A 22,533-nucleotide genomic window follows, 5' to 3' on the forward strand; every position below is an offset into this window, starting at 1 on the left:
GGAGGTCGGTCCTGATGGGGTGTTGTCGGGGTTGATCGGTCGGGTGTCGTCGGGGGTTTCGGCGGTGGCGTTGGGTCGTCGTGCGGGTGACGAGGAGCGGACGTTGGTGGCCGGGGTGGGTGAGTTGTTCTCGGCCGGGGTTGCGGTGGATTGGGAGGCGTTCTTCGGGGGGCGGGGTGCGCGTCCTACCGCGTTGCCGACGTACGCCTTCGACCACCGGCACTACTGGCGCGGACGACAGAGCGGCCCCGACCGCTCCGCCACCGGACACCCGATCCTCGGCTCGGCGGTCGAGGACCCGGAGAGCGGACGCGTCACGCTCACCGGGCGGTTCGGCGCGGACCTGCCGCGCACCGGGGTCTGGATCGAGCTGGCCCTGCGCGCCGCCGACGAGGTCGACTGCACCACCGTGGACACCCTGGTGATCGACGCGGCCGTACCGCCGGAGCACACCGGCGCCACCCACCTCCAGGTCGTCGTCGACCCGCCTGGTGACGACGGCCGCCGCGCGGTCCGCATCCACGGGCGGGCCGGCGAGGACCGGGCCTGGACCCGCTACGCCCACGGCCTGCTCAGCCCGGCGGCCGGGCCCGCCGCCCCGGTCTCCGTCACCCCCGCGGCCCCGCTCCCCGCGGCCGGCCCGGAAACCGAGGCGCCCGAGGCGCCCGAGGTCTCCGAGGTCTCCGAGGACGAGGCCGAGCGCTACGTCCTGCACCCCGGGTTGCTCGCCGCCGCCCTCGGCGACCGGCCGGTCCGGAGTTGGCACGGCGTACGGGTCCACAGCAGCGGCGCCGGCCGGATCGGGGTGGCACCGACCACCGACGGCGGGCCCGCGCTGGTGCTCACCGACGGCGCCGGACAGGCGGTCGCCACCGTGGACCGGATCGTCCACGGGGACCTGCCCCCGACCCGTACGGCCGACGACCTGTACCGCCTCGCCTGGACGCCGGTGGTGCTGCCCGCCGCCGACGGCCCGGCGCCGGAGGTCGAACCCGTCACCGGCGCGGCGCAGTTGGCGCACGTCCTGGCGGTGGCGCAGCGGTCCCTCGCGGCCGGTGCGGACGGCCCGCCGCTGGTCGTGCTGACCCGGGGCGCGGTGTCGGTGGACGGGGAGGCGCCGTCGGACACGGCCGTCGTCTGGGGCCTGCTGCGGTCCGCGCAGTCCGAGCACCCCGGGCGCTTCGTCCTCGTCGACGCGGACCCCGGCGCCGACCCGGCCGGCCGCGCCGTCGACCGCGCCGCCGACCCGGCTGCCGATCCCGCGCTCCCGTCGTCCCTGCTGGCCGCGATCGTCGCCGCCGGCCTCCCGCAGGTCGCGGTGCGCGGCTCCCGGGTCCTGGTGCCCAGGCTCGTCCAGGCCCAGGCCCAGGCCCAGGCCGCCCCCGCCACCGCGTCCGGCACCGGCTGGCCGACCGACGGCACCGTCCTGATCACCGGCGGCACCGGCGCTCTGGGCGCCGTGATCGCCCGGCACCTGGCCGGCGCCCACGGGGTACGGGACCTGGTGCTGACCAGCCGCAGCGGTCCGAGCGCGCCCGGCGCCGCCCGGCTGGTCGAGGAGCTGGCCGCGCTGGGCGCCCGCGCGGTGGTCGAGTCCTGTGACGTCGGCGACCGGGCGGCCCTGGCCGGCCTGCTCGACCGGCTGCCCGCCGACCGGCCGCTGCGTGCCGTGGTGCACGCCGCCGGCACGCTGGACGACGGCGCGTTCACCGCGCAGACCCCCGGCCGCCTGGAGACGGTGCTGCGCGCCAAGGCCGACGCCGCCCGGCACCTGGACGAGCTGACCCGGGGCCACGACCTGACCGCGTTCGTGCTGTTCTCCTCGGTCGCCGGGGTGTTCGGCGGGCCCGGGCAGGCGAACTACGCGGCCGCCAACGCCGCCCTGGACGCGCTGGCGCAGCGGCGGGCCGCGGCCGGCCTGCCCGCCAGTGCGGTCGCCTGGGGCCCCTGGGACCTCGGCGGCGACGGCATGGCCGCCTCGGCGGACCTGCGCCGGGTGGCCCGGGAGGGCTTCGGGGCGATCCCGGCGGCGCACGGCATGGCGCTGCTGGACACGGCCGTCCTGAGCGGCGCCCCCCTGCTGGTCGCCTGCCCGCTGGACCTGGCGGCCGTCCGGCGGCAGGCACCGGTGCCGCACCTGCTGCGCGCACTGGCCAAGCGGGGCGACCGGCGCCGTCCGTCGCAGGACGACGGCCCGGCGGTGCCGACCGACGAACTGGCCGCGCTCCCGGCCGCCGAGCGGCAGACCCGGGTCCTGGACCTGGTGCGGTCCCGGATCGCCGCCCTGCTGGGCCTGGACGGACCGGCCGCCGTACGGGTCGACGCTCCGCTGCCCGAGCTGGGCTTCGACTCGCTCTCCTCGGTCCAGCTGCGCAACGGCCTCGATGCCGCCACCGGCCTGCGGCTGCCGCCCACCGTGGTCTTCGAGCACCCCACCGCGCGGGCGCTGGCCGAGCGGATCCTGCACGAGCTGCTGCCCGCCGAGCCGGGTGCCCCACAGTTCGCCGAGGAACCCGGGGCGACCGGCTCCCGTACTGGCTCCCGTACCGGCTCCGGCTCCGGCACTGGCCCCGGTCTGGCCGAGGACGTCGTCCTACCCGAGGACATCCGGCCGGCCGGCACGGTCGTCCCGGTCGCCGAGGACCCGCGCGAGGTGCTGCTGACCGGCTCCACCGGCTTCGTCGGCGCCTTCCTGCTGCGCGACCTGATGCGCGACACCGGCGCGGTGGTGCGCTGCCTGGTCCGCGGGCAGGACGAGGCCGACGCCCGGGAGCGGCTGACCGCGAACCTGCGCTGGTACGGGCTCCTGGACGACATCGACCCGGCGCGGCTGGACGTGCTGGTCGGCGACCTCGCCGCGCCGCTGCTGGGCCTGACCCCGGAGGTCTTCGACGGCCTGGCCCGCTCGGTCGACCTGGTCGTCCACGGCGCCGCCCAGGTGAACTGGCTCCAGCCGTACGCCGCGCTGCGGGCCTCCAACGTCGGAGGCACCACCGAACTGCTGCGGCTGGCCGCCCGGCACCGGAGTGTCCCGCTGCACTACCTGTCCACCACCGGGGTGTTCGCCCGGCCCGTGACGGCCGGGGTGCCGCTCGGCCCGGACGACCCGACCGGGCCGCCCGAGGAGCTGCGGACCGGCTACACCCGCAGCAAGTGGGTGGCCGAGCAGGTCGTCGGCCTGGCCCGGGAACGCGGGCTGCCGGTGACCGTCCACCGGGTCGACCTGGTCTCCGGCGACCAGCGCGGCGGAGCCTGCCAGACCCGGGACTTCGTCTGGCTGAGCGTCAAGGGCCTGCTCCAGGCGGGCGCCTACCCGGCCGGCCTCGGCGGCGGCTTCCAGCTGGTGCCGGTGGACTACGTCAGCGCCGCCGTGCTCGCCCTCACCCGCCGCCCGGACGCGGTGGGCCGGACCTTCCACCTGTCCGGCCGCGCCCCGGTGACCTTCGCCGAGATCGTCGGCCACCTGCGGTCCTTCGGCCGCGACCTGACCGAACTGCCGCCCGCGGCCTGGCGCGAACGGGTCACCGCCGACCCGGACAACGCGCTCCTGCCACTGCTGGAGTCCTTCGAAGCGGTCTCCGGCGACCGGGCCACCGACGTCTACCTCCCCATCGACAGCTCGCTCACCGACGCGGCGCTGACGGACACCGGCATCGTCCGGCCCGTGCCGACCCGGGAGCTGTTCCGCACGTACCACGACTTCTTCACCAGGACCGGCTACTTCCCGCAGTGACGCGGTGGAGCAGGCCCACGTCCCGCAGCAGCACGGCAAGGAAAGAGGACTGACATGCCCAACCCCGACAGCAAGCGTGCCCGCCTGTCCGAAGTACTGCTCGACGGCCACGGACTCGCGCTGGAGGACATCGTCTCCATCGCCCGGGACCCGGAGGGCCGCACCGTCGCCCTGGCCGGCGGCGCGGCGGAGGCGATCGCCGCCTCCAACGCGCTCAAGCACCGGCTGCTCGACTCCGGCACCCCGATCTACGGGGTGACCTCGGGGTTCGGCGACAGCAGCACCCGGCACGTCTCCAAGCGCAAGACCGCGCTGCTCCAGCAGAACCTGATCCGCTTCCTGTCCTCGGGCACCGGCCCGCAGGCCCGCGCCGACGTGGTGCGCGCCACGCTGACGGTCCGCGCCAACTGCCTGGCGCGCGGCGTCTCCGGGGTGCGGCCCGAGCTGGTCGAGGCGCTGATCGACATGCTGAACGCGGACATCCTGCCGCAGATCCCCGAGCGCGGCTCGGTCGGCGCCAGCGGCGACCTGGTGCCGCTGAGCTACCTGGCGGCCGCGCTCACCGGCCAGGGCACGGTCACCCACCAGGGGCGCTCCAAGCCCGCCGCCGAGGCCCTCGCCGACAGCGGCCTGGCGCCGCTGACGCTGGAGGCCAAGGAGGGCCTGGCCCTCGTCAACGGCACCTCCTTCATGTCCGGGTTCGCCGTCCTCGCCCTGCACGACGCCCGGGAGCTGGCCCACGCGGCGGACCTGTGCACCGCGCTCACCAGCCAGGTCCTGCTCGGCAACCCGGGCCACTTCGCCCCGTTCCTGTTCGAGGCGAAGCCGTACCCGGGCATGGTGGACAGCGCCGGCAGCATCCGGGCGCTGCTGGGCGGCGACGCCGCCACCGACCTGGGGACGCTCCACCCCGACGCCGACTTCGCCGAACTGGAGCGTCCGGTCCAGGACCGCTACTCGATACGCTGCGCGCCGCACGTCACCGGCGTGCTGCGGGACACCGCCGACTGGGCCCACCGGCTGCTCTCCGTCGAGGTCAACTCGGCCAACGACAACCCGCTGTTCGACGTCGCCACCGGCGCGGTCGGCAGCGGCGGCAACTTCTACGGCGGCCACGTCGCCCAGGCCATGGACGCCCTCAAGACCGCCGTCGCCGGCGTCGGCGACCTGCTGGACCGCCAGCTGGCCCTCGTCGTCGACGAGAAGTTCAACAACGGCCTCACCCCGAACCTCATCCCGGTGGTCGGGCCGGAGGACTTCGAGGCCGGGCTGTTCCACGGCTTCAAGGGCATGCAGATCACCGCCTCGGCCCTGACCGCCGAAGCGCTCAAGTGGACCATGCCGGCGGCGTCGTTCTCCCGCTCGACCGAGGCGCACAACCAGGACAAGGTCAGCATGGGCACCATCGCGGCGCGCGACGCCCGGTCGGTGGTCGAGCTGGTCCAGCGGGTCGCCGCCATCCACCTGATCGCGCTGTGCCAGGCGGCCGACCTGCGCGGCCTGGACGAGCTCAGCCCGCCGACCCGGGCCGCCCACGAAGCGGTGCGCGAGGTCTGCGCGTTCCTGGACGGCGACCGGCCGATGGACGAGGACATCGAGCGGGTGGCCACGCTGATCCACTCGGGCCGGCTGCGCGGCGTCGTCGAGCAGCACACCCGCAAGGCCGAGCGGACCGGGGCCGGCCGGTGAGCCCGCAGGTGGCCGCCGAGGCCCGGGTGATCGGCCGGCAGCGGGCCGACGGCAGCTGGCTGCTGAGCGTCGCCGAGCCGTTGGGGGAGCACCCGCCGACCCTCGCCGACACCCTGCTGGACTGGGCGGCCCGCAGCCCCGGCGCGGTGCTGGCCGCGGAGCGGGACGGCGACGGCTGGCGGAGCCTGACCTACGGCGAGGCGGCGTCGGCCGCCGCCTCGCTGGGCCAGGCCTACCTGGACCGGGGCCTCGGCCCGGGCCGCCCGGTGCTGCTGCTCTCCGGCAACTCCCTGGACCACCTGCTGCTCACCCTGGCCGGCTACCTCACCGGCGTCCCGGTCGTCCCGGTCAGCGCGGCCTACTCGCTGCGCAGCACCGACCACGGCCGGCTGCGGGCGATCGCCGGACTGGTCCGCCCCGGGCTGGTGTTCGCCGAGGACGGCGACCGCTTCCGGGCCGCCCTGGACGCCGTCACCGCCGGCCCGGCCGCCGCCACGGCGGGGAGCACGGCGGGGAGTGCCACGGGGAGCACGGCCGGCCCCGGGCCGGCGACGGTGGTCTCCGGCCGGCCGGGACCGGCGGACCTGACGGTGGCGGCGCTGCGCGCCACAGCGGTCACCCCGGACGTGGAGCGGGCCCACCGGGCCCTGACCCCGGACTCGGTGGCGAAGATCCTGTTCACCTCGGGCTCGACCGGCACCCCCAAGGGCGTGCTCAACACTCACGGGATGCTCTGCGCCAACCAGCAGATGATCCGGCAGATCTGGCCCTTCGTCGACACCGAGCCGCCGGTGCTCACCGACTGGCTGCCGTGGAGCCACACCTTCGGCGGCAACCACAACCTGCACCTGGCCCTGTGCAACGGGGGCACCCTGTACATCGACGACGGCTCGCCGCTGCCCGGCGGGTTCGAGCGCACCGTCGAGGCGCTGCGCCAGGTGCCGCCCACCGTCTGCGTCAATGTGCCGGCCGGCTACGCCCTGCTCGCCCAGCGGCTGGAGAACGATCCGCCGCTGGCCGAACGGGTGCTGTCCCGGGCCAGGGTCCTGGTCTACGCCGGGGCCGACCTGCCGGACGCCCTGCGGGAGCGGCTGCGTGCCCTGGCCCGCAAGGCGACCGGGCGGGAGGTCGAGCTGGTGTCCTCCTGGGGCGCGACCGAGACCGGGCCGGCCGCCACCTCCACGTACGGCGGCGTCGGCGACGGCATCGGCATCCCGCTGCCGGGCGTCGAGCTGAAGCTGGTGCCGGTCGGCGGCTGCGTCGAACTGCGGGTGCGGGGAGCCTCGTTGACCCCGGGGTACCTGGGCGCCGACCTCGGCGGGACGCTCGACGAGGAGGGCTACTACCGCACCGGTGACGCCGCCCGGCTGCTCGACCCGGGCGGCGACCCCCGGCACGGGCTCCGGTTCGACGGGCGGACCGCCGAGAACTTCAAGATCACCAACGGCACCTGGGTGCTGGCCGGCCGGCTGCGCAACGCGCTGCTGTCGGCCGCCGGGGTGCTCTCCGACGTCGTCCTGACCGGCGACGGCCGGCCCCAGGTGGCGGCGATCGGCTGGCTCGCCCTGGGCCGGGCCAACGACCTGCTCGGCACCCGGGCGACCGACCCCGCCGAACTGCTCCGCCACGAGGGGCTGCGCCGCCACCTGGCCGGGGCGCTGGACCGGCTCAACACCGGGGCGGGCGCCGCCTCCCGGGTCGAGCGCCTGGTGCTGGTCGCCGAACCGCCCAGCCTGGACGCCGGCGAGCTCACCGACAAGGGCTACCTCAACCAGCGGGTGGTGGTCGAGCGGCGCGGCGACGTGGTCGAGCTGCTCTACGCCGAGGAGCCCGAGCCGGGGCGGGTGATCGTCGCGGGGTGCTGACCCCGCCGCGCCCACCCGCCCGGCCCGCCGCCCGCTCCGGCGCCTACCCCGTCGTCCGGCCGCTGCCCGGCCGTCGACGGGTCCTGCCGGCCCGGCCCGCCCGGCCCGTGCGGGGCCGTCGCGGGCGCCCGCTCAACTGCCGAGCCGCCGCAACGCGGCCCGCAGCCGCAGCAGTTCGGGCGCCACCGGGCGCGGCCCGCCCGGCACCCGGGGGTGCCCGGTCCACCCCGCCACCGCGGCCCGCTTGGCGATCCGCCGGCCCTGAGGGATCCGCGCGTACGCCACCTCGCCCAGCAGCGGCTGCCGGAACGCGAAGCGGCTGGTGCCGTCGGCGTCCGCGGGCGCCGGGCCCAGGATGCCGAGCCGGGTGAGGGTGTCCAGCGCGCCGTTCACGTCGTCCGGCCGCTCCCGCCGCAGCGCCGCGACCGCGTCCGGCCGGATGCCGTCACCGAGCACCGCCGCGTCCTGGAGCACCGCCTTGAGGTCCGCCGGCAGCGCGTCCAGACGGGCCGACAGCACCCGGCGCACCGCGGCCGGCACCTCGCCGAGGGAGCCGGGCCGGGGCGCCGGCTCCGGGCCGAACCGGCGCAGCGCCAGCCGGACGAACTCCGTCACGAACAGCGGGTTCCCGTCGGCCAGCGCGGTCACCGACTCGACCAGCTCGCACAGCCGCTCGGGCGGCAGGTCCTCCCGGCGCCGGGCCGCGACGACGGCCCGGGCCAGCCGGGCGACGGCGGCGTCGGACAGCGGCGCCAGCTCGACGGTGCGGAGCGCCCCCGAGGCGCTCCGCCAGCCGGGACGCCGGGCGAACAGCTCCGGCCTGGCCGTGGCGACCACCATCAGCCGGGACCGGTCGGGCGCGGAGACCAGCCGGTCGACGGTGTCGAGCAGCGCCTCGTCCGCCGAGTGCAGGTCGTCGACCACCATGACCACCGGCCGTTCGACGGCCAGCCGTTCCAGCAGGGTGTGCCAGGCGGCGGTGACCTCCTCCGGTCCGGCGCTGCGCTCGTGGTCCGGCACGTACCCGAGCGGGACCACCAGGCGTTCGAACAGCCACCGGGCCTCGGCCGGGTCCGCGGCCACCCGCCCGACCGTCTCCCACAGCAGGGTCCGCGCGGTCTCCGGCGGGTCGTCCGACCGGATGCCGCAGCCCGCCGAGAGGTCCTCGGCGACGAACCGCAGGGGGCTGTCGTCCACCGCGCACGGCACGATGTGCGCCAGCAGCGGCCGGGCCCCCGGCCCGGACCGGGCGGCCAGCCGCTCGAACTCGTCGATCATGGCGCTCTTGCCCAGGCCGGCCTCGCCCACGACGAGCACCACCCGCGGTCCGGCCGGCCCGGCGTCGAGCAGCTCACCCAGGCGCGCCACCGCCTCGGCCCGCTCCAGGACGGGGAACCCCTCGTCGCGCACCCCGTTGGAGCGCAGCCCGGCGACCGTCCAGTACGCCGAGTGGACCGAGGCCCGCCGGTAGTCGATCCAGTTGTCGGTCTGCTCCCTGGCCGACTCGCTGACCCAGATCTCGTCCCGGGGCACCAGCGGCAGCAGGGACAGCGGCCGGTCCAGGGTCGCGCCCGTCACCGTGGGCGGCCCGGGGGTGCCCGGGGCGAACCGGACCAGCGCCTCACCGGTGTCGATCGCGGCCCGCAGCCCCAGCCCGTCCGCCGCCGTCCACCCGGACCGCACCCGGTGCCGGACGGCGAGCGCCATCAGCACCGCCCGCATCGCCTCGTTGCTGCGGATCCGCCGCGCCCCGAAGACCACGAGCCAGGACGAGCCGATCCGGGCCGCCACGGTGCCGCCGAACCGCTGCGCCTCGGACCGGACGATCCCGTGCAGCGCCGTCATGACCGCGTCCAGCTGCTCCGGGTCCCCGCCGGGGTGCCCGGCGGGCACGGAGGCGTTGATCAGCGCGACGGTGACCTCCCGGCGCTCCGGTACCGGGTCCTCGGCCTCGCCGGCCGGGGCCGACGGGTCCACCGGCTCCGCCCGGTCCACCTGGTCCGGCCGTGCGGGCCGCTCCTGCGGCGGCGCGGTCCCGGCCGGGGGCGTGCAGGGCACCCGGACGGCGCCCGGCAGGGGCGTGTACTCCAGCGCGGGGTCGTCGGTCAGGATCGCCTGCTGGACGCTCTGCAGGTCGCGCCCCGGATCCAGGCCCAGCTCCTCCGCCAGGTGGGCCCGGACCGACCGGTAGACGCCGAGCGCGTCGGACTGCCGGCCGTTGCGGTGCAGGGCCAGCATCAGCTGCCCGGCCAGCCGCTCCCGGCGCGGGTGCGCCCGGCTCAGCTCCTGGAGCTCGGGCAGCACCACCAGGTGCCGGCCCAGGGCGAGTTCGGCGTCGAAGTGCTCCTCCAGCACGTCCAGCCGGGCCGTCCCGGCGGCCGTCAGCTCGGGCCACGCCAGCCCGACGCCCGCCTCGGCGAGGTCGCTGAGCGCGGGCCCGCGCCACAGGTCCAGGGCGGCGCGCCAGCACTGGGAGGCCGCCGCCACCGCGCCCTCGCGCATCCGCGCCCGGCCCGCCGCGACCAGCTCCTGGAAGTGGTGCAGGTCGATGGCGCCCGGTTCGACCTCCAGGACGTAGCCGGGGGCGCGGGAGCGCAGCACCGGCGTGCCGGGGTGCCCGGTGTCCGCGCCGAGCAGGCTCCGCAGCTGCCACACCGCGTTCTGCACCATCTTGCGGGCCGAGGAGGGCGTGGGGCCGTCCCACAGGGCGGAGACCAGCCGGCTGGTGGCCGTCACCTGGTTGTGGCGCAGCAGGAGGTAGCCGAGCACCGCCCGCTGGTTGAGTCCGTGCAGGGGCAGCGGTTCGTCGTGCCGCAGGACCTCCAGCGGTCCCAGGACGTTGAAGCGCAGCTCGTGGGGGTAGCGGACGGGCGCCGTGCGGTCGGGCGTCATGCTGCCAGCCGCAGGGCCGCGTCCGCCGCGTCCAGCTCCGGCGCATGGCTGAGGACGGCCTGCTCCAGTGCTCGGGACTTCGGGCCGGGGGCTCTGCGGCCGAGCTCCGCGAGGGCGGACCTGACGCGGCGGTAGGCCTCCAGGGCGTCGGCCTGGCGCCCGCTGCGGTAGAGCGCGACCATGTGCAGCCGGCACAGCCGCTCGCGGGCCGGCCTCGCCGTGGCGGCGGAGCCCAGCTCGGCCGCCACCTCGCGGTGGCGGCCCAGCATCAGGTCGGCCACCGCCCGGTCCTCCAGGGCGTTCCAGCGCGCCTCGCGCAGGGCGGTGAGCTCGGGCCAGTCGACGCCCGCCTCGGCGAGGTCGGCCAGGGCGTCGCCGCGCCACAGCTCCGAGGACTCCCGCAGCGCGGCGGAGGCGTCCGCCCAGGACCGGTCGGCGAGCGCCCGGGAGGCGCGGTCCACCAGCTCCCGGTGGCGGCCGTAGTCGAGGTGCTCCGGGGCGAGGTGCAGGACGTACCCCCGGGGCTCGGTGCGCAGGTCTATCCGCGAGCCGTGCTGCGGCTCGCGCCCGGCCCGGATGCGCCGCAGCCCGGACACGGCGTTCTGCACGATCTTTCGTGCGGTGGTGGGCTCGTCCGTCCCCCAGAGGGCGGAGACCAGCCGTGCCGCGCTGACCGGAGTGTTGGCGTGGAGTACCAGGAATGCCAGGGCGGTCCGCTGCCGGATCCCGCCGAGTGCCACGTTTTGACCATTGTGGTCCGCCGTCAGCGGACCGAGGACACTGAATTGCACGGAACTTCCCGTCTGTTCGACCATGAAATACCGGAGAGCGCCGCGCGACCGGTGCGCGACGGAATCGCCGCACCGGTCGTGACGTCACCTCAGGGAACGGCCGGGGAGAAGCGGGTGTTCACGGAGGGGAGGTCGGTGTTCGTTACTCCGAAGTAGCCATTTGTGTCTTTCTTGTGCCCATGACCTGGACGAACGGCCCGGCTGTCAAGTGCACACCAGTCGGATCGTAAGGGAAGGACGGCCATCCGGAACAGGAGTGACGTGAAATCAGCCGTCGGCGGGATATTTTGCGTCGTCATCGGCCGGAACGGATTGAAGGCGCAGTTCCGGGGGCTGCCGGGCCGGCAATGATCGGCGGGCCCGGCCGTCATACTCCGGCAACAATTGATCAGGATTCACAAATCGTTCGCCGACGCTTCGGTTACCGGACGGTAATACTCTGGATCCGCCGGGCGGCCCGGTCCGCCCGGCGGTCCTTCGAGTGCGATCGGTTCTACTCCGGGACACCCACGACGAGCCACTGGGCCGGGAGCTCGATCCGGCCGCCGTCCGGGGCGGACTCGGTGGTCGCCAGCGGCAGGTCGCCGGAGGCCAGGACGGTGAGGCCGGCCGCGTCGAAGAGGGCCGGGAAGGCCGCGTCGGCGACCTCGGCGGGGGCGAGGCCGTGGGCGAAGACCGGACGCAGCTTCGGGGGCGGCCCGCCGGGGCCCTGCGCGAGGTCGGCCAGGACCTGCTTCGCGGCCTGGGACAGCTCCACCACGAACGCCCGGCCGCGCCCGCCGACCAGCGCGGCGACCGCCTCGGCGACCGGCAGCCGGTCGGCCGGCTCGCTCTGGTGGATCAGGCCCCGCACGTAGACGTTGGCGTCGCCGAGGCGGTCGTGGAGCGCCCGGACGGCCTCGGCGTCGGTGGCGTCCAGCAGGGCGAACTCGGCCCGTCGCGCCGGATCGTGGCGGCGGGCCAGGTCGAGCGCGGCCTCGGACAGGTCGACCCCGACGACGCGGGCGAACCGGCCGGTCAGGAACCTGGTCAGGGTGCCGTTGCCGCAGCCCAGGTCGACGACGGGCAGCTGCGGGTCGGCGAGGTGGGGGTGGAACAGCGCCAGGTGGCGCTCGGCGGTGAGGGTCGGGTCCGCGTCCCAGATCACCGAGCCCGGCTCCTCGGGCGCCCCGCGCCAGAAGCCCTCCCAGGCGTCGCGGTACCGAATCGTCACGCTCATGGGGAGTCCTCCCGGTGTCACGCACAGTGTCGGGATCGTGTCTATCGGTCCCGGTTCCGTGGTTCAAGCAGGGCGGAGGGCGGGTCGGCGCGCGGCCCGGCGGACGGCGCGCGGCGGGCGCCGGGGGCGCGCGGTCAGGTCCCGGCGCCCGCCTGGCGCAGCAGGTACGTCCCGGAGGCGGCGGCCAGGACGGCCATGCAGGCGGCGAAGACCAGGCCGGCGTGGGCCAGGCCGACCGGCCCGGTGAGCAGGCCCACCCCGATCACCGGGATCGAGATGCCGAAGTAGGCGACCACGAACAGCGCCGACAGGGCGCCGCCGCGGTGCTCGGCGGGGCTGGCGGCGGCGACCTCGCCCACCGCGCCGCGCAGCGCCATCCCCTGGCCCGCGCCGCCCACCAGGGCGCTCAGCACCAGGGGCGCCAGTACGGTCCAGGCGAGCGAGGCCGCCAGCAGCGCCAGCCCGCCGATCAGCACCAGGCAGCCCAGCGGGATCGCCCGGGCGGTGCCGAGCCGGGGCACCAGGAGCTGGCCCAGGGTGGAGGCGAAGAAGGCGGTGAAGACGACCAGGCCGACCACCGCGTGGTTGCGGACGCCCAGGCCGGCCGTGAGGAAGGCCGGGCTGACCGAGGTGAACAGGCCCAGCAGGGAGAAGCCCGCGAACGCGGCGATCCCGGCCGGGACGAACACCCGGCGGACCTCCGGCGGCAGGGCCGGCCGGACCGGCCGCGCGGTGCGCAGCGGGCGTGCCCCGGCGACCGTCTCCGGCAGCCGCAGGGTGAGGGCGAACGACCCGGCGAGCAGCCCCAGGTGCACCACGTACGGCAGCACCAGCGGGCCGGGGGCGTACTCGGCGAGCAGCCCGGACAGCAGCGGCCCGATGCCCAGGCCGCCCATGTTGGCCGCCGTCGCGACGAAGCCCGCGCGGGCCCGGTGCCCGTCCGGGGCGAGCTCCAGCACGTACGCGGTGCCGGTGCCGGTGAACAGGCCCGCCGAGAAGCCGGACAGCAGCCGGCCCAGGCAGAGCAGCGGCACGCTGTCCGCGGCCAGGAAGGTGACGGCGCTGCAGGCCGCGAAGCCCAGGCCGCAGAGCAGCACGGGACGGCGCCCGACGCTGTCGGAGACGTTGCCGACGAGCAGCAGGATACCGATCACGCCGAAGGCGTAGACGGCGAACACCACCGTCACCGTCAGCTCGGAGAAGCCGATCTTCTCCTGGTACAGCCCGTAGAGCGGTGTGGGCAGGGTGGTGCCCGCCATGCAGACGGCGAAAGCGGCGGCGGCCACGAGGTAGCCGAAGCGGCCCGGGGCGGACCGGGCGGTCCGACGATCGGTCATCCGCCCACGATAGGCACCCCGCCGGGGCGGGCCCGCGCGGTGCGGGGGCGCGCTGCGCCGAATGGCCGTCGGCGGCGCGGTCCGGCGGGCGCGGTCCGGTGGGCGCGGTCCGGTGGGCGCGGTCCGGGTCGGCGGGGGAGGCGGGTCCGGCCGGGGCCGGTGGGGCCGGTGGCCCGCCCCGGGCAGGTGAGGAGCCCGGGGCGGACCGCCGGTGTCAGGAGGTGATGATCCCCGGGTCCGAGAGGCCCGGGGCGCCGGTCTCGACGTGGCCGGCCAAGCGGCGGACGAAGTCGGCGGTCGCGGCGGAGGTGACGGTCACGTCGTACCAGTTGCGGCAGCCGGAGAGGTCGACGGTGTACGCGGCGGTGGCGCCCCGGCGGACGGTGACGGTCTGCGGGGTGCCGCCGTAGGCGTTGGCGACGGTGAGGACGGCGTCGGCGGTGCCCGCGTTGGTGAAGGTGAGGGCGAGGTTGCCGGTGGCCGCGTCGTGGCGCGCGGTGACCTCGGGCCCGGCGGTCTTCCCGGGGTTGCGGAAGCGGCGCAGGAAGCCGTTGGGGCCGTGGACGGTCAGGTCGGTGACGCCCTTGGAGTACGTGGTGTTCCAGGCGTCGGCGATCGTCCGGCCGGCCTCCGCGGTGTACGTCCACGGGCCGTCGGTGCGGTTGGCCGAGGTGACCAGGAACTGGGCGCCGGCCGCCGGGCCGCCGCCGAACGTCAGCTGGTACTTGCCCGTGCCGGTGTCGGCGGCGCCGTCCACGGACGGGGCGTACTTGAGCGGGCGGGTGGGCTTGGCGCCCGGCTCCTGCTTCGGCATGGTGCCGGTGGCGGGCGGGGCGGGCACGTAGTCGGGGTGCCGGTTGCGGTCGGGCGGGAGGTAGCCGGCGGTGGAGGGCAGCGGGGCCTTCACGGTGTTCGACGCGGTGAAGTCGAAGGCGGAGGTCAGGTCGCCGCAGACGGCGCGCCGCCACGGCGAGATGTTGGGCTCCAGCACGCCGAAGCGGCGTTCCATGAAGCGCAGGACCGAGGTGTGGTCGAAGGTCTCCGAGCAGGTGTAGCCGCCGGTGCTCCAGGGCGAGACCACCAGCATCGGGACCCGCTGGCCGAGGCCGTAGGGGCCGGCCGCGTTGCCGATGTTCCCGGCGAACCAGTCGGCCGAGGTCGCGACGGTGGACAGGCCCTGGGAGGCGGAGCCGGGCGGGAACGGCGGCACGACGTGGTCGAAGAAGCCGTCGTTCTCGTCGTAGGTCACGAACAGTGCGGTGCGCGCCCACACGTCGGGGTTCGAGGTCAGCGCGTCCAGTACCTGGGAGATGTACCAGGCGCCGTAGTTCGCGGGCCAGTTGGGGTGCTCGGTGAACGCCTCGGGGGCGGCGATCCAGGAGATCTGCGGCAGGGTGCCGGCCTGCACGTCGCGGCGCAGGTGGTCGAACAGGCCGTCGCCGGCCTTGGCGTCGGTGCCGGTGCGGGCCTTGTCGTACAGCGGGTCGCCGGGCTTGGCGTTGCGGTAGTCGGTGAAGTAGAGCAGCGAGTTGTCGCCGTAGTTGCCGCGGTAGGCGTCGTTGATCCAGCCCCAGGAGCCGGCCGCGTCCAGGCCGTCGCCGACGTCCTGGTAGACCTTCCAGGAGACCCCGGCCTTCTCCAGACGCTGGGGGTAGGTCGTCCAGCCGTACCCGGCCTCCTGGTTGCCGAGGACCGGTCCGCCGCCGGTGCCGTCGTTGCCGGTGTAGCCCGTCCACAGGTAGTAGCGGTTCGGGTCGGTGGAGCCGATGAACGAGCAGTGGTAGGCGTCGCAGAGGGTGAACGCATCGGCGAGCGCGTAGTGGAACGGGATGTCCTGGCGGGTCAGGTAGGCCATGGTGGTGGCCGTCTTGGCGGGCACCCACTGGTCGTACCGGCCGTTGTTGAAGGCCTTGTGGCCGCCGGCCCAGTCGTGGTTGAGGTCCTGGACGAACTGCATCCCCAGGTCGTTCACCTGCGGGCGGAACGGCAGCACCTCCCGCCTGAGGGCGTCGGTCTGGTGCCATACCGACTTGCCGCTCGGCAGGGTCACGGGGCGGGGGTCGCCGAAGCCGCGGACGCCCTTCATGGCGCCGAAGTAGTGGTCGAAGGAACGATTCTCCTGCATCAGGACGACGATGTGCTCGACGTCCTGGAGGGTGCCGGTGGCGCCCTGCGGGGCGATCGCCGCAGCCCGCGCGACGCTCTGCGAGAGCGTGGCGAACGCGGTCGTGGCGCCCGCGAGTTGGAGGAAGCGACGACGGTTCAGCTCAGCCATGGGTGGATGACCTCTGGGTGTCACGAGGGTGGAGGACGGCACCCCAAGGACAGCGCCTGCGGGGTACCGTCCGGCGGACCGTTCATGACTGCCCGTTGTACGTCCGACGAACGCCTCAAGTTGTCTGAACACGTTCGGTCGAGGCCCGGGGCCAGCGCGGGAACCGTGGGTCAGGGCCCACCCCGGGGCTCACCGGCCGGGAGTGCGGTCCGGGTGCCAGGTCGCTTCCAGGGCGGTCCGGCCGTCCGGCCCGGTCACGGCGCGCCAACGGGCGTGCAGCCGGGGCGGCCGGGGCGCGCCCAGGGCGCCGAGGACGGAGTTGTCCAGCGGGCTGGCGGCGAGGCGCTCCAGGGCCCGGGAGAGCACGGCGCGCAGGCCGTGGCCCCGGCGGCGGACGTCGGGCACGACGGAATGGAACGCTGCGATGACGGACATGCGGCTCACCTCCGGAACGGCCTGCGGACCTTGCAGGGGAGTCCAGCTTCCACCTCCGGACCCGCCCCCGGGCCCGGATTGACGGCCTGCTGACGCGCTGCTGACGGTCTGCTGACGCGCCCGCCGCCGACGCGTGCGACGGGGAGGGCGTAGGGAGGTTCCGTGCCTGTGACGCGCCCGCCGCCGATGCGCGCGACGGGGAGGCCGTAGGGAGGTTCCGTACCTGATCGGACGGGGTCGGGGCGCGCAGCCGCGCCGTCTGTATCATCTGTTCGCACGCAGCGGCGGGGGGCAGGGGCGACGTGGAGACGGTGGGGGCGAACGGGCCGGCGCAGGTGGGCCCGTTCCGGGTGCTGGCGGTGCTCGGACAGGGCGGGATGGGCCGGGTACTGCTGGGGGTGTCGCCGGACGGGCGGCCCGTGGCGGTCAAACAGGTGCACGCCGAGTTCGCCGAGGACGAGGGCTTCCGGGTCCGGTTCCGGCGCGAGGTGGAGGCCTCGCGGCTGGTCTCGGGCGGCTACACGGCGGCGGTGATCGCCGCCGATCCGGAGGCCGAAACCCCCTGGCTGGCCTCTCAGTTCGTGCCGGGACCGGCGCTGCACGAGGCGCTGCGGACGGTCGGGGCGCTGCCCGAGGAGCCGGTGCGGAGGCTGGCCGCCGGGCTGGCCCAGGCGCTGGTCGACGTGCACCGGGCCGGCCTGATCCACCGGGACCTCAAACCGTCGAACGTGCTGCTCGCCGAGGACGGCGTCCGCGTCATCGACTTCGGGATCGCCCGGGCGGCCGAGGGCCAGGACACCAAACTCACCCGCACCGGGGCGATGATCGGCTCACCCGGCTACATGTCGCCCGAGCAGGTCGAGGGGCGTGAACTGACGCCCGCCAGTGACGTGTTCTCGCTCGGCGCGACCCTGGCGGTGGCGTGCACGGGGCGGCCGGCGTTCACGGGGGAGTCGCTGCCCCGGGTTCTCTTCGCCGTGCTGTACGCGGAGCCCGACCTGGACGGAGTGTCGGCCGGGCTGCGGCCGCTGCTCGCGGCCTGCCTGGCCAAGGACCCGGCCGCGCGGCCGACCCCGCAGCAGGTGCTCGCGGCGGTCGGGCGGGTCACGCCCTCGGCCCGGCCGTGGCCGGAGGCGGTACACGGGCTGCTGGCCGTGCAGGCGGCGGAGATCGCGCGGCTGCTGGGCGCCGCCGCACCGGTGCCCCCGGTGCCCGCGTCGGCCGGGTCCGCTGCGACCTCCGGGATGCCCACGGCGCCTGCGGCGGCCGAGCCCCTCGGCCCGACCGAGCCGCACCCCGCGCCCGTCCGGCGGCGTCGGCGCGGCCTGCGGATCGGGCTGGTGACGGGCGCGGTCGTGCTGGCGCTCGCCGGGGTGGCGGGCGGACTGGTCGCCACCGGGGTGGTCGACCCGGAGTCGCTGTTCCCCGAGGCGGTGCCCACCCCCGGGAACCTGCCGCTCTCCCAGGTCAAGGACACCTACGCGGCCGTGGTGCCGACCTGCGCGGACGCCCGGAGGATGACCGTGCCGCCCGAGTTCTCCACCCCCTGGGGCAACCCCGGGACCTGGGAGTACACCGACTCGCACGGGAAGGTCCCGGAGAAGGGCTGCCAGTGGAACTCCCGCAGCGGTGACCAGATCGACGTCGACTGGGACGTCTTCCCGAGCGTTCCGGGCGGCCTGACCGGTGCCGAGCGGGCGAAGGAGCACTACGAGGCCCTGTACCTCGGCGGCCACACCCGGGTGGCCGACCCCGGCATCGCGGAGGAGGCGTTCTGGCTCCCGGCGAAGAGCCTGGACCAGGACAGCTGCGTGTACTACGTACGGGACGTCAACCTGTACGTCTTCATCGCGGTGAAGGGCAGCAGCTACCCGAAGGGGCGCTGTGAGGACCTGACCCGGACGATGGCCGGGGCGGCCGTGAAACTGGCCCGGGACGTGTCCGAGCACGGGGCGTCCCCCGACATGTCCGCCACCACCCCGGCGTTCAAGTGACGGGCGCCCCGATCAGGCCGCGCCGCGCGTCGGACCCGGACGAGGTCGGGCCGTACCGGATCCTCGGCGAGCTGGGCCGCGGCGGGATGGGCCGGGTGCTGCTGGGCGCCGCGCCGGACGGACGGCTGGTGGCGGTCAAGCAGGTGCACGAGCGGTTCGCGGCCGACGACGGCTTCCGGGCCAGGTTCCGACGCGAGGCGGGCGCCTCGCGCCGGGTGTCCGGGGCGTACACGGCGGCCGTGATGGACGCCGAGGTCGACGCGCCGACGCCCTGGCTCGCCTCGGTGTTCGTGGTCGGTCCGTCGCTGGGCGCCGCCGTCGAGGCCGTCGGGCCGCTGCCGGAGGACGCCGTGCACCGGCTCGCCGTCGGCCTGGCCACGGCGCTGGTGGAGATCCACCGGGCCGGGCTGATCCACCGCGACCTCACACCGTCGAACGTGCTGCTCGCCGAGGACGGCGTCCGCGTCATCGACTTCGGGATCGCCCGGGCCGCCGAGGAGGACGCCGAACTCACCCACACCGGCGGCGTGATCGGCTCGCCCCCGTACATGTCGCCCGAACAGGCCGAGGGCCGGGCCCTGACCCCGGCCGCCGACGTGTTCTCGCTCGGCTCGGTGCTGGCACTGGCCCTGACCGGCCGCAGCCCCTTCGCCGGGGCCTCCACGCTCCGGACCCTGTACGACGTCGTGCACACCGACCCGGACCTCAGCGCCCTGCCGGCCGCCACCCGGCCGCTGCTCGCGGCCTGCCTCGCCAAGGACCCGGCCGCCCGCCCGACCCCGGAGCGCCTGCTCGGACTCCTCGGCCCGGTCGCCCCGGCCGCCCGGCAGTGGCCGGCGGCGGTGCACGAGCTGATCACCGCTCAGCAGCGGGCGGTGGACGGGCTGCTCGCCCACCCGCCGGGCGCCGCGCGGCCGGGCCCGCCGGAGGGAGAGCCGACCTCGTACCACCTGGCGGCGCCCGGGCGGACCGCCCTGGCCACGGCGGTGGACGGCGGGCCGGCCGGCGTAGCCGGTGCCCGCGCGGACACCCCGGCCGCAGCCGGTGCCCGCGCGGACACCCCGGCCGCCGTCGGCGCCCCGGCCCGGCGGTCGCGCCGGACCGCCGTCCTGCTGACCGCCGGGATCGTCGCCGCGGCCGGCGTCGGCGCCTACCTGTGGCTGGGCAACCCGGACGGCGCGGCCGCCCCCGACAGATACCTCAAGGCCCCGCTCTGCGCGGAGGCCGCCGGGCGGCTCCCGCTCCCCGCCGCCGAGCGCCAGCCCGACAAGGACTACTACTTCGAGCGGTCGTCCGACGCCCAGACCCGGTGCTCCTGGTACGGCTCGCACGTCCTCTCCGGCTCCACCTACTGGGACCAGGACCCGTCGGCGTTCGTCGCCTGGGGGCTCCGCCGCAGTGCCGGGAGCAGCGACAACGCGACGAAGGTGCAGCGCGAGGACTTCGGCCGCTCGGCCGGCGGCAAGCGGCGCGCCGACGGGGTCGGCGTCGGCGAGGAGGCGTACTGGGACACGGTGAACAAGGGGACGGACTGCTCGCTGGCCGTCCGGGACGGCAACCTGGTCGTCACGGTCGACCTCGGTGCCAAGGGACACCCGGCCGGGGACTGCGAGACGAAGGCCGTGGCCGTGGCCCGGGCCGCGTTCGCGGCGATGCCGCGCTGAACCGGCACCGGACGGGGCCCCGCCGCCGGGCGGCCGGACGAACACGACGTTGACCTGACGTTTACCTGTCACTCCGGGCCGCTCCGGGCTACGCTCGTTCGCGGTCCGCGCCGGACGGGCGGTGCGGACGGGGTCGGCACTCGGTCGGGGGAATGGGTGGGGACTGCTGTGTTCGCTGCGCTGTTGCGGGAGCGACGCCTGTCGGCGGGGTGGAGCCAGGACGAACTCGCCGAGCGCTCGGGGGTGTCGACGCGGTCGATCAGCGCACTGGAGGCGGGCGGCCGGCGGCCGCGGATGTCCTCGGTGGTCCGGCTCGCCGAGGCGCTCGGCGTCGACCCGGACACCCGGGCCCGGTGGCTGGCGGCGGCCCGGGACACGGGCGCGGCGGAGCCGGACGGACCGGCCGCCCCGGCCGCCGCCCGGGCACCCCTCGGCGCGGCCCACGCCTCCCCGGTCCCGCCCGCCGGCCCCTCCTCCGCCCCGGCCCCGACCCCGGCAGCCGGTGCGCGCGCGGCAGCGGGAGTCGCCGTACCGCAGCAACTACCGCTCGCCGTACGCCACTTCACCGGCCGCGCCGACGAGCTCCGGGCACTCGGGGGACTGCTGGGCGACCGCGCTCCCGGCTGCGGCACAGTGGTGATCTCGGCGATCGCCGGCACCGCGGGCGTGGGCAAGACCACCCTGGCCGTGCACTTCGCCCACCGGGTCGCGGACCGCTTCCCCGACGGTCAGCTCTTCGCCAACCTGCGCGGCTTCGACCCCGACCGGGACCCGGTCGCCGCCGCCGACGTGGCACGCGGCTTCCTGGACGCGCTCGGCGTCCCCGGCCCGCGCATCCCGGCCGACCCGGACGGGCAGCTCACCCTGCTGCGCAGCAGGCTGGCCGGCACCCGCACGCTGATCGTCCTCGACAACGCCCGGGAGGCGGAGCAGGTCCGCCCGCTGCTGCCCGGCTCGGACACCTGCCTGGTGGTGGTCACCAGCCGGAACCGGCTGCCCGGTCTGATCGCCCTGGACGGCGCCGTCCCGCTCGCCCTCGACGTGCTCTCCCACACCGAGGCCCGCGAACTGCTCGCCCGCCGCCTGGGACCGGCCGCCGTGCGGGACCGGCCGGAGGCCGCCGACGAACTGATCGAGCTGTGCGCCCGGCTGCCGCTGGCCCTGAACATCGCCGTCGCCCGGGCGGCCGACCACCCCGGCACCCCGCTCGACGTCTGGGTGCGGGAACTGCGCGACTCCCGGGCCCGTCTGGACCTGCTGTCGGCCGGCGACAGCCACGCCGACGTCCGGGTGGTGCTCTCCTGGTCCTACCGCGCGCTCGACCCTCGGGCCGCCCGGCTGTTCCGGCTGCTCGGCCTGCACCCGGGCCCGCACATCGACGCGGCCGCCGCCGCGAGCCTCGTCGGCCTGCCCCGGTCCGAGACCCTCGGCCTGCTGCGGGAGCTGCACCGCGCCCATCTGATCACCGAACCGGAGCCGGGCCGGTACACCTTCCACGACCTGCTGCGCGCCTACGCCGCCGAACAGGCGGCCGTCGTCGAACCCCCGCAGGGACGGGCCGAGGCGGTCCTGCGGATGCTCGACCACTACCTGCACACCGCGCACCGCGCCGGCTGCCTCGCCTACGCCCACGACGCCTCCTGGCCCTCGCTCGACCTCGCGGAGCCGGCCGCCGGGGTGACGCCCGAGGACCTCGCCGACCGCGGTCGGGCCCTCGCCTGGTACCGGGACGAGCAACCGGTGCTCGAACGGGTCGTGGACGCGGCCCGCCTGGCCGGGGCCGACGCCCACGTCTGGCAGCTCGTCGGCGCACAGGTCCCCTACCTGCTCAAGTCCGGGTTGTGGCAGCAGTGGCAGCGGGCGAGCGAGACCGCGCTGGCCGCCGCCGAACGCACCGGAGACCTCGGCCGGCAGGCCCACGCGCACCGCTGGCTCGGCCAGGTGCACCGGTCCCAGGACCTCCAGCCGCAGGCCCGGCGCGAACTGCGCCTCGCCCTCGACCTGTTCGAGGCGCTCGGCGACCGGCCGCGCCAGGGCAAGACCCGGCTGGACCTCGCGATTGCCTACGGGGAGGTGCACGCCGACGCCGACGCGGTGGCCGAGTCCCGCCGGGCCCTGGAGCTGTTCCTGGCCGTCGACGACCCCTCCGGCCAGGCCCTCGCCCTCAACAGCATCGGCTGGTACCTGGCGCAGCAGGGCCGGCCGGCCGAGGGGCTGCCGTACTGCCGGCGCGCCCTGGAGCTGGCCCGCGCGAGCGGCAACCTCCCCGGCCAGTCGTCCATCTGGGACAGCATCGGCTTCATGCACCACCGGCTCGGCGAGTACCACGCGGCCCTCCCGGCGTACCACGAGTCGCTGCGCCTGCGGCAGGCGGTCGGCGACTACTTCCTCCAGGCCGACATCCACACCCACATCGGCGACACCCACCTCGCCCTCGGCGACGCCGGGGCCGCCCGGGCCTCCTGGGCGCGGAGCCTCGTCATCCTCGACGACCTGGAGCACCGGGACGCCGCCGCCGTCCGGGCCCGGCTGGACGCCCTCCCCGGACTCCCCGCCCTCCCCGGACTCCCCGGGCCGGAGCGGGGAACTGAACCGGCCCGGCGGGCCCGGCCGTAGTTCCCACGGGAGTGTTGTCGAAC

General features: G+C 75.9%; 12 protein-coding genes. 6 read left to right on the forward strand and 6 right to left on the reverse strand.

Annotated features, from left to right (window positions below):
- Positions 1 to 193 precede the first annotated feature (193 nt).
- Genes ACFQ6N_RS24915 through ACFQ6N_RS24925 form a run of 3 tightly spaced genes read left to right on the forward strand, consistent with a single transcriptional unit; the run spans position 194 to position 7,287 of the window.
- Positions 194 to 3,733 (forward strand): thioester reductase domain-containing protein, encoded by a 3,540-nt coding sequence (locus ACFQ6N_RS24915; RefSeq protein ID WP_380653012.1) that lies wholly within the window; start codon positions 194 to 196, stop codon positions 3,731 to 3,733.
- 54 nt (positions 3,734 to 3,787) lie between these two features.
- Positions 3,788 to 5,422, forward strand: coding sequence for a histidine ammonia-lyase (hutH, locus tag ACFQ6N_RS24920; protein WP_380653015.1), 1,635 nt, complete (start codon positions 3,788 to 3,790; stop codon positions 5,420 to 5,422).
- Positions 5,419 to 7,287, forward strand: a complete 1,869-nt coding sequence (locus ACFQ6N_RS24925) for an AMP-binding protein (protein WP_380653018.1) — start codon at positions 5,419 to 5,421, stop codon at positions 7,285 to 7,287. Before hutH ends, ACFQ6N_RS24925 begins: the two co-directional genes overlap by 4 nt.
- Positions 7,288 to 7,419: 132 nt before the next feature.
- Here ACFQ6N_RS24925 and ACFQ6N_RS24930 read toward each other — a convergent pair whose 3' ends face one another.
- The 6 genes from ACFQ6N_RS24930 to ACFQ6N_RS24955 all read right to left on the reverse strand — a co-directional run bounded on the left by ACFQ6N_RS24930 (position 7,420) and on the right by ACFQ6N_RS24955 (position 16,236).
- On the reverse strand, positions 7,420 to 10,179 hold the full coding sequence (locus ACFQ6N_RS24930) for a BTAD domain-containing putative transcriptional regulator (protein ID WP_380653021.1): 2,760 nt from the start codon (positions 10,177 to 10,179) through the stop codon (positions 7,420 to 7,422).
- Positions 10,176 to 10,919: a BTAD domain-containing putative transcriptional regulator gene (locus tag ACFQ6N_RS24935; protein WP_380653025.1), complete on the reverse strand. Its 744-nt coding sequence runs from the start codon at positions 10,917 to 10,919 to the stop codon at positions 10,176 to 10,178. The genes ACFQ6N_RS24930 and ACFQ6N_RS24935 overlap by 4 nt, the downstream gene beginning before the upstream one ends.
- Positions 10,920 to 11,463: 544 nt before the next feature.
- Entirely contained in the window at positions 11,464 to 12,189 is a 726-nt protein-coding gene (locus tag ACFQ6N_RS24940) for a class I SAM-dependent methyltransferase (RefSeq protein ID WP_380653028.1), read from the reverse strand.
- Between the two features lie 134 nt (positions 12,190 to 12,323).
- On the reverse strand, positions 12,324 to 13,526 hold the full coding sequence (locus ACFQ6N_RS24945) for an MFS transporter (protein ID WP_380653031.1): 1,203 nt from the start codon (positions 13,524 to 13,526) through the stop codon (positions 12,324 to 12,326).
- Positions 13,527 to 13,740: 214 nt separating this feature from the next.
- On the reverse strand, positions 13,741 to 15,801 hold the full coding sequence (locus ACFQ6N_RS24950) for a phosphocholine-specific phospholipase C (RefSeq protein ID WP_380653034.1): 2,061 nt from the start codon (positions 15,799 to 15,801) through the stop codon (positions 13,741 to 13,743).
- A 189-nt stretch (positions 15,802 to 15,990) separates the two neighbouring features.
- Positions 15,991 to 16,236 (reverse strand): hypothetical protein, encoded by a 246-nt coding sequence (locus ACFQ6N_RS24955; protein WP_380653036.1) that lies wholly within the window; start codon positions 16,234 to 16,236, stop codon positions 15,991 to 15,993.
- A gap of 302 nt (positions 16,237 to 16,538) precedes the next feature.
- Here ACFQ6N_RS24955 and ACFQ6N_RS24960 point away from each other — a divergent pair, with 302 nt between their 5' ends.
- From ACFQ6N_RS24960 to ACFQ6N_RS24970, 3 genes are all read left to right on the forward strand, one after another.
- On the forward strand, positions 16,539 to 18,230 hold the full coding sequence (locus ACFQ6N_RS24960; protein ID WP_380653039.1) for a serine/threonine-protein kinase: 1,692 nt from the start codon (positions 16,539 to 16,541) through the stop codon (positions 18,228 to 18,230).
- Positions 18,227 to 19,894 (forward strand): protein kinase, encoded by a 1,668-nt coding sequence (locus ACFQ6N_RS24965; protein WP_380653042.1) that lies wholly within the window; start codon positions 18,227 to 18,229, stop codon positions 19,892 to 19,894. Before ACFQ6N_RS24960 ends, ACFQ6N_RS24965 begins: the two co-directional genes overlap by 4 nt.
- Before the next feature lie 183 nt (positions 19,895 to 20,077).
- On the forward strand, positions 20,078 to 22,510 hold the full coding sequence (locus ACFQ6N_RS24970; RefSeq protein WP_380653045.1) for an ATP-binding protein: 2,433 nt from the start codon (positions 20,078 to 20,080) through the stop codon (positions 22,508 to 22,510).
- The last annotated feature ends 23 nt before the right edge of the window (positions 22,511 to 22,533 follow it).

Origin of the sequence: Kitasatospora sp. NPDC056446 (assembly GCF_042796115.1) — a bacterium.
Classification (GTDB): Bacteria; Actinomycetota; Actinomycetes; order Streptomycetales; family Streptomycetaceae; genus Kitasatospora.